This window comes from Massilia rhizosphaerae, from assembly GCF_016093545.1.
GTDB classification, from domain to species: Bacteria; Pseudomonadota; Gammaproteobacteria; order Burkholderiales; family Burkholderiaceae_D; genus Telluria; species Telluria rhizosphaerae.
Genome location: NZ_JADKYX010000003.1, coordinates 53,949 through 68,838, shown reverse-complemented (window position 1 = coordinate 68,838; position 14,890 = coordinate 53,949). Strand labels below are relative to the sequence as shown.

13 protein-coding genes are annotated in these 14,890 nt (G+C 65.6%); 1 reads left to right on the top strand and 12 read right to left on the bottom strand.

What is annotated here, in order from left to right; genetic code table 11:
* Window positions 1-117 precede the first annotated feature (117 nt).
* From ISF28_RS05950 to ISF28_RS05935, 4 genes are all read right to left on the bottom strand, one after another.
* Window positions 118-516: an STY0301 family protein gene (locus ISF28_RS05950; protein WP_198116245.1), complete on the bottom strand. Its 399-nt coding sequence runs from the start codon at window positions 514-516 to the stop codon at window positions 118-120.
* Window positions 513-983 carry a BPSL0067 family protein gene (locus ISF28_RS05945; protein WP_198116244.1) on the bottom strand — a complete coding sequence of 157 codons (471 nt, stop codon included), beginning with the start codon at window positions 981-983 and terminating at the stop codon, window positions 513-515. The genes ISF28_RS05950 and ISF28_RS05945 overlap by 4 nt, the downstream gene beginning before the upstream one ends.
* 42 nt (window positions 984-1,025) lie before the next feature.
* The gene (locus tag ISF28_RS05940) at window positions 1,026-1,520 is read right to left on the bottom strand and encodes an Hcp family type VI secretion system effector (RefSeq protein ID WP_198116243.1); all 495 of its coding nucleotides are present in this window, start codon (window positions 1,518-1,520) and stop codon (window positions 1,026-1,028) included.
* Window positions 1,521-1,838: 318 nt separating this feature from the next.
* The gene (locus ISF28_RS05935; protein WP_198116242.1) at window positions 1,839-2,072 is read right to left on the bottom strand and encodes a BrnA antitoxin family protein; all 234 of its coding nucleotides are present in this window, start codon (window positions 2,070-2,072) and stop codon (window positions 1,839-1,841) included.
* A gap of 327 nt (window positions 2,073-2,399) precedes the next feature.
* On the opposite strand from ISF28_RS05935, the gene metH reads away from it, so the two are divergent.
* Window positions 2,400-6,176 carry a methionine synthase gene (gene metH, locus ISF28_RS05930; RefSeq protein ID WP_198116241.1) on the top strand — a complete coding sequence of 1,259 codons (3,777 nt, stop codon included), beginning with the start codon at window positions 2,400-2,402 and terminating at the stop codon, window positions 6,174-6,176.
* Window positions 6,177-6,283: 107 nt separating this feature from the next.
* On the opposite strand, the gene ISF28_RS05925 is transcribed toward metH, so the two are convergent.
* The 8 genes from ISF28_RS05925 to ISF28_RS05890 form a co-directional block, all read right to left on the bottom strand.
* Window positions 6,284-7,564 (bottom strand): ABC transporter permease, encoded by a 1,281-nt coding sequence (locus tag ISF28_RS05925; protein ID WP_198116240.1) that lies wholly within the window; start codon window positions 7,562-7,564, stop codon window positions 6,284-6,286.
* Window positions 7,565-7,568: 4 nt separating this feature from the next.
* Window positions 7,569-8,507: an ABC transporter ATP-binding protein gene (locus ISF28_RS05920; protein WP_229518908.1), complete on the bottom strand. Its 939-nt coding sequence runs from the start codon at window positions 8,505-8,507 to the stop codon at window positions 7,569-7,571.
* A gap of 160 nt (window positions 8,508-8,667) precedes the next feature.
* Window positions 8,668-9,948: an EAL and HDOD domain-containing protein gene (locus ISF28_RS05915; RefSeq protein ID WP_198116238.1), complete on the bottom strand. Its 1,281-nt coding sequence runs from the start codon at window positions 9,946-9,948 to the stop codon at window positions 8,668-8,670.
* Window positions 9,949-10,037: 89 nt separating this feature from the next.
* The gene (locus ISF28_RS05910; RefSeq protein ID WP_198116237.1) at window positions 10,038-10,805 is read right to left on the bottom strand and encodes a class II glutamine amidotransferase; all 768 of its coding nucleotides are present in this window, start codon (window positions 10,803-10,805) and stop codon (window positions 10,038-10,040) included.
* Between the two features lie 137 nt (window positions 10,806-10,942).
* Window positions 10,943-11,200 (bottom strand): BTH_I0359 family protein, encoded by a 258-nt coding sequence (locus ISF28_RS05905; RefSeq protein WP_036235350.1) that lies wholly within the window; start codon window positions 11,198-11,200, stop codon window positions 10,943-10,945.
* Between the two features lie 173 nt (window positions 11,201-11,373).
* The gene (locus tag ISF28_RS05900; RefSeq protein WP_370663394.1) at window positions 11,374-11,778 is read right to left on the bottom strand and encodes a GTPase; all 405 of its coding nucleotides are present in this window, start codon (window positions 11,776-11,778) and stop codon (window positions 11,374-11,376) included.
* Window positions 11,768-12,520 carry a response regulator gene (locus tag ISF28_RS05895; RefSeq protein ID WP_198116236.1) on the bottom strand — a complete coding sequence of 251 codons (753 nt, stop codon included), beginning with the start codon at window positions 12,518-12,520 and terminating at the stop codon, window positions 11,768-11,770. The genes ISF28_RS05900 and ISF28_RS05895 overlap by 11 nt, the downstream gene beginning before the upstream one ends.
* Window positions 12,521-12,608: 88 nt before the next feature.
* Entirely contained in the window at window positions 12,609-14,888 is a 2,280-nt protein-coding gene (locus ISF28_RS05890) for a sensor histidine kinase (protein ID WP_198116235.1), read from the bottom strand.
* Window positions 14,889-14,890: the final 2 nt, after the last annotated feature.

Genomic DNA, 14,890 nt, shown 5'->3' with positions numbered 1-14,890 from the left:
GCTGTGTTCGCACTAGTTGCGTGAAGCAACTCGCGAACACTTCCAGCCAGGTGATGGCCGGAAGCAGGATAACGACGGTGTCAACCTGACTGGCGGCGATGAGGTCGGTGCGCGGCGTCATTTGCAGAGAGCTGTTACTGACGCCGTGCTCTTGCCCGTGTTGCCCGGCTTCGCATCCCTGACCTGCAGGTTACACTGGCTCAGCTTCGGGTCTAGCTGTATCCACCACTCGGCATCCTCCGGCCTTTTGCGTTCAGAGCGTTTCCTGAAGTCATACACGCAGACGAGCCAGCCGCGGTCCCCAAAGTCATAATGACTGTCGAGACCGCCCTTGACGCGCGTGCTGTCAACACCCGCCAGCCACCCATTGCCGTGCTTCTCGCCCCACATGATTCTGGCGCCCGTTAATGGAGCATCTGAATGGTCCTTGTCGGGGTGGAACTGGGGGCACTTGTAGACCTGAGCGTCGACGGTCGCGCAGGGCAGGGCAAGGGCGATAAACAAGAGGCTCTTCATGGCACCTCGACGACATAAAATTCGTTGGCGTTGTCACAGGGATAAAACCGCTGGTGCCGCGCTCTCATAGTTTCCTCGGTCCAGGTGCGGATGAGGCGTGTGCCTGGTGTGTGCGATAGAGTTGGCGTTGCGCCGACCCACTGGTCGAAAACGATGATCTGGCTCGGCATCCCGGTGGCGACACTGTAACCTTCGCCCCTCACGAAAATCGCGGCGTGGTAGTGATGCTCGTTGGGGTACTTTAGCTCGCCGTCGATCAGCTTGAAGTTGGCGATCACCGTGCCGGGCCTGAGAGTCTTCGCCACATCGACAACGCGCGCGCCCGGTCGCCACCTCTTGGTGTTACCGACGCTTGTCAGCTCTTGTGGAAGCCGAGCGCATTGCCCATTTGCTATAAACGTCAGCGGATTGTGCTCGTACCAGTCCTTGGATCTTTGCGCTTCCCACCTCTTGATCAGTTCATCCAAGTCTCCAGGGTAGACAACTGGGTGAGGCATGGCAACCTCCTGTCAGGCGTAGACCTTATTCGCGGCGGCATCCCAGCCGCCAGAAGTGCTACCGCCTGCGCCGCCGGCGATCTTCTGCTGGGTGTACGTGGCCTTGATTTTGGCGTATGCCAGATGAACCGATTCCCTGATGATGCCGCCGTTGCCGCTGTTGGGGTGGAACGTCGAGATCATCACGTTCTCCAGTTCCAGCTTGAAGTAGCAGATCGGCTTGCCGTCACCATCGGCGCGGTAAAACTCGAAGACAGCCTTGGGAATGGTCTTGCCCATCGCGCAGTGCTGGAACAAGAGCGGGGACGCGATGTCGGCCAGTTTCGTGAAGCCGATCTCGGACAGGTCCGCCCTGGCACTCGTGTGGCCCCCAGCCGTCGAAACAGTCGATGCGCGCGGCTGGGTTACGTTCCAGTCGACGTTAGAGACTTCGATCCAGGACTTGTGTTTGTCGTCGGTCGAATCGCCCTTAATGTCTCCAATCTGTAGGTATGCGTCCATTGCCATGTTAGCCTCTATTGTGGGTGAGGAGGCATCTTCGCAGAATTGGGTTTACGACAACTTAGCGGTGGTCAACGCGTGGCGGGCTGTGGGTCAAGGAGGCACGTCGCCGGCGCTTGCCTCATTGCTGGTCTGCAGTGTCCTGCTGAATTTTGGGTCATAAAGAAGGGCATCAGCCGGTTCGCGCCGGGTGATGCCCTTCTGTTTTCCGTTTCGCTTATCGAGTTGGGTGGCGGGGATCGTTGCCCGCGATGGCATACCGTTCCGGCATCAGGCCCAAGGCCCGCGGGGCGCCGTGCCCCGACCATCGATCACGAGAAGGAATCAGTGCTGCTCGCCTTGAGCACGCACGCGATTCGCTTCCATGTATTCACGCAGCACCTGGTTGATGCGGGTCTGGTAGCCCGGACCGGCCGACTTGAACCATTCCAGCATGTCCACGTCCAGGCGGATCGTGACGATCTGTTTCACGCCGGCGACCGCGTGAGTCTTGGCCGGAACACCCTCTTCGGTGCGAGCTGCCGGCTGGTCCCACTCGGGTACGTATTCTTTATTCATTGCGATTCTTCCCATTTTGGCGGCGGAGCGACGGTCCGCGCATTCCGTTGATTGGACTCATTTCAATCATGAAACCGCGCCAGCGGCGGTTCCACGAAGTTAATTGTCACCCCTGTATGTATCCGGGAAATTGCTAATAGGCTGCAATTTGTATCCCAATGTAACAATCCTACGTTTGATACAGTGCGTTACAAACGTCTTTACATGGACGACCTTTTTTGACTGAACCGTGGCCCTCCGGCCGCGCCGGGAACAAACTCGGCCAGTAACGGTATAATCACAGACCCGCCTCACATTGACCTCCAGCAGACCTCAGGAAAGCCAACGATGATCACCGCCGTCCACGCCCCCTCCCCCGTCGAAGCCCAGCTGCGCGAAACGCTCGCGCGCCGCATCATGATCCTGGACGGCGCGATGGGGACGATCATCCAGCAATACAAACTGGACGAGCAGGCCTACCGGGGCGGCCCGGACGGCCGTTTTGCCGATTTCGCGGCGCCGGCCGCCAGCGCCGCGCGTGAACTGTTCGTCAAGGGCAATAATGAATTGCTGAATCTGACGCAGCCGCAGATCATCCAGGAAATCCACGAGCGCTACCTGGCCGCCGGCGCCGACATCATCGAGACGAACACGTTCGGCGCCACCAGCGTCGCCCAGGACGACTATCACATGGCGCACCTCGTGCGCGAGATGAACGTGCAGGCCGCGAAGCTCGCGAGCGCCGCATGCGTGAAGTATTCGACGCCGGACAAGCCCCGCTACGCCGCCGGCGCGCTCGGCCCGACGCCGAAGACCGCGTCGATTTCTCCGGACGTGAACGACCCGGCAGCCCGCAACGTCACGTTCGACCAGCTCGTGACGGCGTATTACGAACAAGTCGATGCGCTCGTCGAGGGCGGCGTCGACCTGCTGCTCGTCGAGACCATCTTCGACACCTTGAACTGCAAGGCCGCGCTGTTCGCCATCGACCAGTATTTCACCGAGCATCCCGGGACGCCGCGCCTGCCGCTGATGATCTCCGGCACCGTCACCGACGCGTCCGGCCGCATCCTGTCGGGCCAGACGGTGTCCGCGTTCTGGAATTCCGTGCGCCACGCGAAGCCGCTGACGATCGGCCTGAACTGCGCGCTGGGCGCAGCCCTGATGCGCCCGTACGCCGAAGAGCTGTCGCAAATCGCCGACACTTTCGTCTGCATCTACCCGAACGCGGGCCTGCCCAATCCGATGAGCGATACCGGTTTCGACGAACTGCCGTCGGACACGTCCGCGCTGCTGCGCGAATTCGCGGACGCCGGCTTCGTCAACGTCGCCGGCGGCTGCTGCGGCACGACGCCGGAACACATCCAGGCCATCGGCGAACTGCTGGCCGATTGCCCGCCGCGCGTCGTCCCCGAGATTCCCGTCGCGCTGCGCCTGTCCGGCCTGGAGCCGTTCGTCGTCGACGACACGTCGCTGTTCGTCAACGTGGGCGAGCGCACCAACGTCACGGGTTCGAAGGCGTTCGCGCGCATGATCCTGAACGAACAGTTCGACGAGGCGCTGTCCGTCGCGCGCCAGCAGGTCGAGAACGGCGCCCAGGTCATCGACATCAACATGGACGAGGCGATGCTCGATTCGCAGGCCGCGATGACGCGCTTCCTGAACCTGATCGCGTCGGAGCCGGACATCTCGCGCGTGCCGATCATGATCGACTCGTCGAAGTGGAGCGTGATCGAGGCGGGCCTGAAATGCGTGCAGGGCAAGGCCATCGTCAACTCGATCTCCATGAAGGAAGGCGAGGAGGAATTCCTGCGCCAGGCCGCCTTGTGCCGCCGCTACGGCGCGGCCGTGATCGTGATGGCCTTCGACGAGAAGGGCCAGGCCGACACGTTCGAGCGCAAGATCGAGATCTGCAAGCGCGCCTACGACACGCTCGTGCAGAAGGTCGGCTTCCCGCCGGAAGACATCATCTTCGACCCGAACATCTTCGCCATCGCGACGGGCATCGAAGAGCACAACAACTACGCCGTCGACTTCATCAACGCCACGCGCTGGATCCGCGAGCACCTGCCGTACGCGAAGGTGTCGGGCGGCGTGTCGAACGTGTCGTTCTCGTTCCGCGGCAACGACCCGGCCCGCGAGGCGATCCACACCGTGTTCCTGTACCACGCGATCAAGGCCGGCATGACGATGGGTATCGTCAACGCGGGCATGGTGGGCGTGTACGACGACCTCTCCCCCGAATTGCGCGAGCGCGTGGAAGACGTCGTGCTGAACCGCCGCGAGGACGCGACGGAGCGCATGATCGAATTCGCCGGCACTTTAAAATCCGGTGGCGCCAGGCAGGAACAGAACCTGGAATGGCGCAACGCGCCCGTCGGCAAGCGTCTCGCGCACGCGCTGGTGCACGGCATCACGCAGTGGATCGTCGAGGACACCGAGGAAGCGCGCCAGCAAATTGCCAATGAGGGCGGCCGCCCGATCCAGGTAATCGAAGGCCCGCTGATGGACGGCATGAACGTCGTCGGCGACCTGTTCGGCCAGGGCAAGATGTTCCTGCCCCAGGTGGTGAAATCGGCGCGCGTGATGAAGCAGGCCGTGGCCCACCTGATCCCGTTCATCGAGGAAGAGAAGGCGGCCGAGGAAGCACGCACGGGCATCGTCGCGAAACCGAAGGGCAAGATGGTGATCGCCACCGTCAAGGGCGACGTGCACGACATCGGCAAGAACATCGTGTCCGTGGTCCTGCAATGCAATAACTTCGAGATCGTCAACATGGGGGTGATGGTGCCCGCGTCCGAGATCCTCGCGAAGGCCAAGGAAGAAAATGCGGACATCATCGGCCTGTCCGGCCTGATCACGCCGTCGCTCGAAGAGATGGCCCACGTCGCGCGCGAGATGCAGCGCGATCCGTGGTTCCGCGACCGCCGCATCCCGCTGTTGATCGGCGGCGCGACGACGAGCCGCGCGCACACGGCCGTCAAGATCGCGCCGCATTACGAAGGCCCGGTCGTGTACGTGCCGGACGCGTCGCGGTCCGTGTCGGTGGGCCAGTCGCTCGTGACGGCGGAGACCCGCGACGACTACGTCGCCGAGATCGCCGACGACTACGTGCGCATCCGCGAACAGCACGCGAACAAGAAGGCGCTGCCGATGGTGAGCCTGGAGCAGGCGCGCGCCAACAAGGCGCAGCTGGCGTTCGCGCCCGTGAAGCCGAAATTCGTCGGCCGCCGCGTCTTCAAGAACGTCGACCTGGCGACCCTCGCCCGCTACATCGACTGGGGTCCGTTCTTCCAGACGTGGGACCTGGCCGGGCCGTATCCGGCGATCCTGACGGACGAGGTGGTCGGCGAAGCGGCGACCAAGGTCTTCGAGGAAGGCCAGGCGCTGCTCAAGAAGATCATCGACGGCCGCTGGCTGACGGCGAACGGCGCCATCGCCCTGCTCCCGGCGAACAGCGTGAACGACGACGACATCGAGATCTACACGGACGACACGCGCAGCGAAGTCGCCTTCACGTATTACGGCCTGCGCCAGCAAGGGGTGAAACCCGTCGTCGACGGCGTGCAGCGTCCGAACCAATGCCTGGCAGACTTCATCGCGCCGAAATCGTCCGGCGTGGCCGACTACATCGGCATGTTCGCCGTCACGGCCGGCATCGGCGCCGAGAAGATCGAGAAGCGCTTCGAGGCCGCGGGCGACGACTACTCGTCGATCATGGTGAAGGCCCTGGCCGACCGCCTGGCCGAAGCCTTCGCCGAGTACATGCACGAGCGCGTGCGCACGGACCTGTGGGGCTATGCGGCGGGAGAGTCCTTGTCGAACGAGGCGCTGATCAAGGAAGAATACGTCGGCATCCGTCCGGCCCCGGGCTATCCGGCGTGCCCGGAGCACACCGTCAAGGCCGAGCTGTTCAAGACGCTGCAGGCCGACGAGATCGGGATGGAATTGACGGAGTCGTTCGCGATGTATCCGGGCGCCGCCGTGTCGGGCTTCTACTTCTCGCACCCGGAATCGAAGTACTTCGTGGTCGGCAAGATCGGCCAGGACCAGCTCGACGACATGGCCAAGCGCCGCGGCATGGCCAGGGACGAGCTGGAACGGTATCTCGCGCCCAACCTCTAAAGATGCATGGTGGGCGGAGGGCCGCCCATCCTACGGTTGCTCTCTGCGGAACCGCCACACGGCGGCGGTGAAGAGACGTAGGGTGGGCGCCCCGCGCCCACCACGCATCAAGCCTGCTCACGCCGGAACCGCCACACGGCGGCGACGGTGAAGAGCAGCGCAAACCCGAGCAGCACGGCCACGGCGGGCAGCGCCGCCGGCAGCCCCAGGCCGCGCCACGTCACGTCATCCAGGCCCGCGATGGCCCAGCGCGTGGGCACGACGAGCGTCACCTGCTGCACCCAGGCGGGGAACATGAACGACGGCACCCAGGCTCCGCCCAGCATCACGAGGATCAAGGTCGCGAACATCGCGATGCCGCGCGCCGCTTCCGGCGTCTTGCCGAACGCCGCGATGAGCAGGCCGAAGGCGGCCGTGAGCGCGCCGAAGCCGGCCGCCATGAGGATGAAGCCCGGCACGCTGCTCACCTGCACGTGGAACCCCAGCGCCGCCACGACGAAGATGGCGCACAAGAGGCAGAAGGCGATGATGGCCGCCGAGACGCCGCGCGCCAGCACCACCTGGGTCAGCGTGACGGGCGCGGCGAGCAGGCGGTCCCACACGCCGCTGCGGCGCGTCAGCAGCATGCCGATCCCCATGTTCACGCCCATGAACAGGATGAACTGCACGCCCATGCCCGCGAACGAGTGCGCGTACGGGTTGTAGCCCTGGGCGACGGGGCCGCTCGCGAGGCCCTCGTCGTGCGTCGTGAACGGCATCGCCAGGCCATGCGGTGCATCGCCGCCCGTGTTCTCCTTGCGCGGCTGCGCTTCGTACTTGCGCACCGCGACGAGCATGTCGCGCAGCGCCGGATCGTCGACGTGCTCCGCGTCGAGCCGCTGCAGGCTGCGGTCGGTGAGCTTCCTGCCCATCGGCCCGCCGAACATCTCGCTGCTCACGACCTGCATCACCTGCTGCGTCAGCATGCCTTTCACCATCGCCAGCACGGCCGGTTGCGACGGGTCGTACAGCAGGCCGATGGCCGGCTTGTCCTGGTTCGAGAACATGGCGGTGCCGGCCGCCTCGGCAAAGCCGGCCGGCAGCACGATGGCGACGGCCTGGCTGCCCTTGCGCACGGCGTCCCTGGCGTGCGCCAGGTCCATCGGCGTCACGTGCAGGTTCGGGTCGGCCGCAAGGCCCGCCGCGATGCGGTTGCCGGCGTCGCTCGTGTCCTGCTGGACGAGGGCCACGTCGATGCCGCCGCCCTTTGCGCTGCCGCCGCCGAACACGGAACCGAAGAACGCGGCGATCACGATGGGCAGCACGAGGTGCATCAGCAGCGCGCGCCTGTCGGAGATGTAGAGGATGAGGTCCTTGCGGACCAGGGCGAAAAAGGCGGTCGTGTTCATCGGCTCAGTCGCGCAGCGTGCGGCCGGTCAGGTCGAGGAAGATGTCTTCGAGGCTGGCGCGCGCGGTCGCGAAGTGCACCGGGCGCTGGCCCTGTCCTTGCAGCCAGCCGAGCAGCGGCACGGCGTCGGCGTTGTCCGTCAGGCCGATGTCGAGGGCCGCGCCCGCGCTCGCGAGGGCCGTCACGCCGGCCTGCGACCGCAGCGCGTCGAGCAGGACGGGGCCCGCCGGTTCCGCCAGTTCCACGCGCAGCAAGGCCTTCGCGGCGAGCTTGCGGTGCAGCGCGGCCGGGCTGTCGTCGGCCAGTACCTTGCCGTGGTCGATGATGACGATATGGTCGGCCAGGCGCTCCACCTCTTCCATGTAATGGCTCGTGTAGATCAGCGCGCGGCCCTGCGCCTGCAGCGCTTCGAGCGTGTCGAAGATGGCGTTGCGGCTCTGCGGGTCGACGCCGACCGTGGGCTCGTCGAGGATCAGCAGGTCCGGATCGTGCAGCAGCGCGGCCGCGATGTTCAGCCGGCGCTTCATCCCGCCGGAGAACGTGGCCGGCTTGTCGCGTGCGCGGTCGACGAGGTTCACGAGGCCCAGCACGCGTGCGATGCGCTCGTTCAGCGCCTGGCCCTTGAGGCCGTACAGGGCGCCGAACAGGCGCAGGTTCTCGTGCGCCGACAGATCCTCGTACAGCGCGAGGTCCTGCGGCACGAGGCCGATGCGGCGCTTGACGCTTGCCGCGCCCGTCGTGACGGACTGGCCGTCCAGCAGCACCTGGCCGGCGTCGGGCCGGAGCAGCCCGCACACCATGGAAACGATGGTCGACTTGCCCGCCCCGTTCGGCCCGAGCAGGCCGACGGTCTGGCCGGCCAGCACCTGGAACGACACGCCATCCACGGCGCGGCGGGTGCCGTACGATTTGATCAGTCCTTCAACACGCAACAACACCGACATGAGTCCCCTCTTTAAAAAAATAGAAGACACGGAACGTATCGGGGGCATCGCATGACCATAGCGAGCGGCGGCAGATGCGGTCGAGAAGCGCAGCCGTACTCGCGTACGGCGAGCATCGCAGACCGCAGCTGCAACGCGCAGCTGGTCAGGCGAGCCCCCTTCAGATGGCGTAGCGGACGACGGAATCGCTCCATTGGAATGCCGACATCTCCAGCTCGATCATGTCGTCGCCCGAGATCTGCAATTCCTTCAGCGTGGGCAGCACGAGTTCCGTGCCCTCGTCGGCCTGCTCGATGCTCTCGGACAGCTTGAGCAGCTCGCCGAAGAAGCCGGCGCGGCCGATGAGGGCCTGGCGCACGTCGTCGCTGACGGGGACCTGCTCGACGATGTCGGCCATCGGAATGCCGAACAGGGCATCCATCAGCGACATGATGCCGACCGTGAAGGCGACGTCCGCCACCGCGCGCTGGCCGGGGCGCAGGCGCTGGGCCAGCAATTCCATCAGGCGGCCGCGCGTCGTGGCCAGCATCAGCAAGGGCGTCTGGTTGTGGCCGCGCGTCGCCGGTTCGGCGTACAGCATGATCTGCAGCCAGCGCTGCAGCTGGCGCCGGCCCAGCACGAGCAGTGCCTGGCTGACGGAATCGATGCGCTGGGCCGCGCCCACGGCCGGCGTGTTCACGAGGCGCAGCAGGTTCAGCGCGAGCGTCACGTCGCGCTTGACGGTGCGTTCGATGTCGGTATTGTCCGCGTCCGACATCACGAGGTTCATCAGGTCGACCACGGCCAGCTGCGACGGCGACAGCTTGCGGCCGCCCAGCACGGACGGGCGCGCGAAATAATAGCCCTGGAAGTAATCGAAGCCGAGGTCCATGGCGGCCTGGTAGGCGCCCTCCGTCTCGACCTTTTCCGCGACCACGGTCTTTTCCATGCCGTGCAGCCGGCGCACGAGGTTCGGCAGCTGCGTCGGGGGCACGCTGCGCAGGTCCAGCTTGACGAAGCCGGCCAGCGGCAGCAGGCGCTGCAGGCGCAGGCTGTCGCCCTCGATGCCGTCCAGCGCGAAGCGAAAACCGTGGCCCGCGAGTTCGCGCATGCGCGCCAGCAGGGCGTCGTCGGGCACGACGGACGACACGATCTCGAGCACCGTGCGGTCGCGCGGCAGGAAAGCGAAGATGTCGCTGGCGAGGACTTCGGCGTCCACGTTCAGGAAGCAGGCGGCGTCGCCGATCGCGCGCGCGAGCCCCAGCTGGGCCGCATGGGCGATCACGGCGGCCGTCGCGGACAGGCCGGTCTCGTCGGCCTCGCCCTGGCGCGCGCTGCGGAACAGGAGCTCGTAGCCGTACAAGGCCTGGTTGCGGTCGAGCACCGGCTGGCGCCCCAAATAGAAGTCACGCACGCGCAAGGGGTAGTTCGCGTGGTCCAGGCTCGCGGCGGTATCGGTCATCACGGACTCTGTCTAGCAATGGAACGTGCTTACTTTAACGCATTCGGCCGCTTGGTGACTATTTGAAAATGATTTCTTGTAAAAACTTCTCACGGCTGCGGCAGGCCGTCCACGAAGACTTTCAGTTCGCCCGGCGCAAAATCCGTCCACGTCTCGTTGGTCGTCAGCGGGGTCGTCACGATGATGGCGACGCGGTCGTTGGGCGTCGTCACCTGGGAAAAGTCGACGGACAGGTCTTCGTCGGCGAGGCAGGCGGCGGCGAACGGATACTGGCGCACGACGTAGCACAGCTTCGTCGAGCAATGCGCGAACAGCGCCGTGCCGTCCGACAGCATCATGTTGAACGTGCCGTGGCGGGCGATGACGGCGACGAGGTCGGCGATCGCGGCGCGCAGCACGGGCATGGCGGGAGGGTGGTCGCCGAAACGGTCGCGCAATTGCTGCAGCAGGAAGCAGAACGCGCGTTCGCTGTCGGTGCTGCCGACCGGACGGTAAGGCCCGTCGAGGACGGGGTCGAACGCCTTGAGGTCGCCGTTGTGGGCGAAGACCCAGTAGCGGCCCCACATCTCGCGCACGAACGGATGACAGTTTTCCAGCGCCACCCGGCCCTGCGTGGCCTTGCGGATGTGGGCGATGACGTTCAGCGACTTGATCGGGTAATGCTTGATCAGCTCGGCGATCGGCGACGCGACGGCGGCCTGGTGATCGACGAAATGGCGCACGCCGGCGCCCTCGAAGAAGGCGATGCCCCAGCCGTCATGGTGCGTGTCGGTGCGTCCGCCGCGGTGAGCGAAGCCCGTGAAACTGAAGACAATGTCGGTGGGGACATTGCAATTCATGGCAAGAAGCTGACACATGGGTCAAGCTTACCATGAACCTTACCATGAGATGTGCCTGGAAATGCGGGAAGGATGGGGGCCCTGCGTCGCCAGCCCGGAACGGGGCCGCGTCACGCAGGCGCGCTGGCCGGACAGGCTGTCCGGCCGGGGAAAGATCAGTGCAGGACGACCGGTTGGCTCATGAGGGTATCGTAGGAGCCCAGGAAATCGTCGATTTCCTCCATGGTCGGTTCGCTCGCGATCAGGTTGTTGACGTCACGCCGGAACGCTTGCGCCAGTTTGCCGCCGATGAAAGCCTCGCGCCGGCCGGATTTGTCGACGATCTCGTAGCCGCCGAAGCGCAGGGCTTCGAGGTTGTGATCGACGCCAAATTCGACAACGCTGTACTGCTCGCTGTTATAGATCATGTTCATGATGACTCCTTCACTCGATCAGATGGGTGCAAGGCTGCCGCCCGGCGGCGGACGGCGCATTGTGCACAGCCTTTCCACGTTCTTTCCCCTTCAATGAAGAGGTGGGGCCACTGGAACCGAATTCAAGAACCTCTACAACTTGTTACGATTTACATCAACACGCTGCGGAAGATTCAGGCCTTCAGGTCGGAAGTCAGCCGTAACAGCTGATCGTATGGCTCGGACTGCAACCACGATCGCAACTGATCAAGATGCCCGCTGTCGGCGACGCCGACGAAGATCCGGCGGGGTCGCTGGCGCAGCAGGCGATTCAATGTTACACGCAAAACCAGATTTCCGGTGCAGCACAGGCATCCGGGCGCGATTCGCGCAACGGTCTGGTCGGGTGGCAAGTCGGCGAGCGGGGAAAGTCCGGACGCGAGGCCTTCGAGGATGATGGCCTGCGCGCCGGTTTCATGCGAATCGGAAAGGTGGGCGGCGATCGCCGCTTCACGCAACCCGGCGCTGGGGCCGGTGACGAGGGTCAGCGCGGTGCGGGCGTCGCCCGCACCCGCCGCGCCGCCGGGATCACTGTGCACTCTTCTTGCCGAGCTTGCCCGGTTCGACGCCGAGCTGCTTGAGCTTGCGGTACAGGTGGGTACGTTCCAGGCCCGTCTTTTCGGCCACGCGCGTCATGGAACCGCCTTCGCGACCCAGGTGGTGCTCGAAGTACATGCGCTCGAAGGCGTCGCGCGCCTCGCGCAGCGGCAGGTCGAAGGACAGCGTGTAGCCGTGCGCGTGCGCCTCGCCGTTGCTGACGGGGCGGGCCATGCCCATCGACGCGCCCATCGGCCCGCCCTGCGGCTGCGGCGCGTACATGGGTTGCGCGGCGGCGCTGGGCTCCGGCACGGGGGCCGAGACGGATGCCGCGGCGACCATCGGACGCGGCGCGATGGCCGGCGCGCGCGCCACTTCCTGGCCGCGCTGCAGGCCCTGCTGCACGGCTTTCAGCAGTTTTTGCAGGGCGATCGGCTTTTCCAGGAAGTTCAGGGCGCCGATGCGGGTCGCTTCCACGGCGGTGTCGATGGTGGCGTGGCCGGACATCATGATGACCGGCATGGTCAACAGGCCGTCGCGCTGCCACTCCTTGAGCAGCGTGACGCCGTCGGTATCGGGCATCCAGATGTCGAGCAGCACCAGGTCGGGAGCGCCCTGCTGGCGCGCGTTGCGGGCCTGCTGCGCGTTTTCCGCCAGCTGGACCGCGTGTCCCTCGTCGCCAAGGATTTCCGAGAGCAGCTCACGGATGCCCATTTCATCGTCAACTACGAGTATGTTCGCCATCTTGTTATGCCTTTTTTGATCTCTCTCCATGAGACGCCGCGAAGTACCACCGCCGCGCGCCTCCCACAGCCAAGATTCTATGCGCGATTCACGCTTCGGCCAAGTTCGCCTCTGGCGCTAACTTTAACAGCAAAATCGATACCGAAGCGCCAGTTCCGTCGACGCGGTTGGCGACGTCGATCCGGCCGCCATGTTCGTCGATGATCTTTTTGACCATCGGCAGGCCCAGTCCCGTGCCCCGCGCCTTCGACGTGACGTACGGTTCGAACGCGCGCGACAGGATCTTCGGCGCGAATCCGGGACCGTTGTCGACGATCGCCAGGCGCACCGCGGTGCCCGAGCCCCCGTCCGCGCCGACGTAGTGGATGGTCTCGGTCACGACGTCGATGCGCGGCGGGTCGTCCTGGTTCGTGCGGTCGGCCAGCGCGTCCTGCGCGTTCTGCAGCAGGTTGTGGATCACCTGGCGCAGCTGGGTCGGGTCGCCCATCACGCGCGGCAGGCCCGGCTGCAGCGACGGATGGATCACGTCCGAGTCGTCCTCGGATAAATACAGGTTCAGGATTTCTTCGATCAGGTCGTTCAGATCGAGCGGCGACAGCACGGCCGGCGGCGTCTTCGCATAGTCGCGGAAATCGTCGACCATGCGCTTCATCGCCGAGACCTGGCTGACGATGGTGTCGGTGGCCTTGTTCAACAGGACCGCGGCGTCGGGGTCGACGCGGTCGATCAGCTTCATCTGCAGGCGCTCGGCCGACAGCTGGATCGGCGTGAGCGGGTTCTTGATCTCGTGCGCGAGGCGGCGCGCGACTTCGCCCCAGGCCACGGAGCGCTGGGCCGAGATCACGTCGGAGATGTCGTCGAACACGACGATGAAGCCGCTGCCCGCCCCCACCGGCAGGCGCGAGCCGCGCGCGAGCAGCGTGATGTCGTGGTCCTCGCCGCTGCCGGGGCGGCGCGGGATCTCGATCTGCTGCTGCCAGTGCGCGCGCCGGCGGCCCGCGGCCGACTGCGCACTCTGCGCCGAAAAGGCCCGCGTGACGGCGCCGGCAAAGACTTCCAGGCCCTCGATCGTGTCGAGCGGACGGCCGGCCAGCGACGCCACGTCGACCTGCAGGATGCGGTGCACGGCGTCGTTGGAGTTGACGACGACGCCGTCGGCGTCCATCACGATCACGCCGGCCGACATATTGGCGAGCACGGACTCCAGGTGGGCCTTGGCGCTTTCCAGCGCGGCGCGGTTGCGTTCGACGGCGGAGCGCGCCTCGAACAGCTGGCCCGTCATCGCATTGAACGATTGGGTGAGCGTGCCCAGTTCGTCGTTGGTCTCGACGATGGGCCGCGGCGACAGGTCGCCCTCGGCCACCGCGCGCGTGCCCTCGGCCAGCATCAGCAGCGGCTGGGCCAGGTTGCCGGCGATGAAGAACGAGGCGCCGATGGCGGAAAAGATCGCCAGCAGCAGGGTCAGGATCAGCGTGCCGATGTACATCTTGCGCAGGCCCGTGCGGGCGGCGAAGCGCTCCTGGTATTCGCGGTAGGCGGTACGGACCACGGTGGCGTTCGACGCCAGGTTGACGGGCACGGCCTGCGTCAGCTGCAGGTAGCGCGGCGCCATGCCGGGCGGTTCCGGCACGGCCACCACCACGCGCAGGCGCAGGCCGGTGGCGGCGTCGAGGGCCGTGGTCTCCTCGTCGTGCGCATCGCGGAAGTCGTCGTCGATGCCGCCTTCCGGCCGCGCATAACCGCCCGGCATCGCGGCCTGCTTGAGCATCTGCGGCGTGGGCAGGTCGGCGGCCTGCACGGGACGGCGGTTCTCGGTGGCGCTGGCGACGGGCTTGCCGCCGGCGTCGAGCAGCAGCGCGCTCTCCATGTCGTCGTCGTCGAGCGCGCGCGCGAGGATGGCCTGGGCCTCCCGTTCGCCCTGCCCCGCCAAGGTGGCGGCGACGGTGCCGGCGTTGGCGTTCAGGTCGGCCAGCGCTTCGTCGAGGGCGGCGCGCGACAGGTTCAGGCCGGAGTCGAGCGCGGCCTCGATCTTGACGTCGAACCAGGACTCGATCGAGTGCGACACGAACTGCACGGAGACCATGAAGACGACGAGCCCGGGCAGGATGCCGATGCCGCCGAACAGCATCATCAGCCGGACCATCAGGCGCGAGCCGAACTTGCCCGCCTTGTAGCGCGAATACAGGCGCCAGAACGCGACCAGCACGAGGATGAACAGCGCGCCGGCCACGCCGAGGATCAGGCCCAGCAGCCAGGTGAAGTCGTGGGCGAAGAAGCCGGTATTGCTGGACGCGGACGCGAGCAGGAACAGCAGGATGGAGGCGATCGCGCTGCCGATCACGAGGGCGTAGCGCAAGGCCTTGATCACGG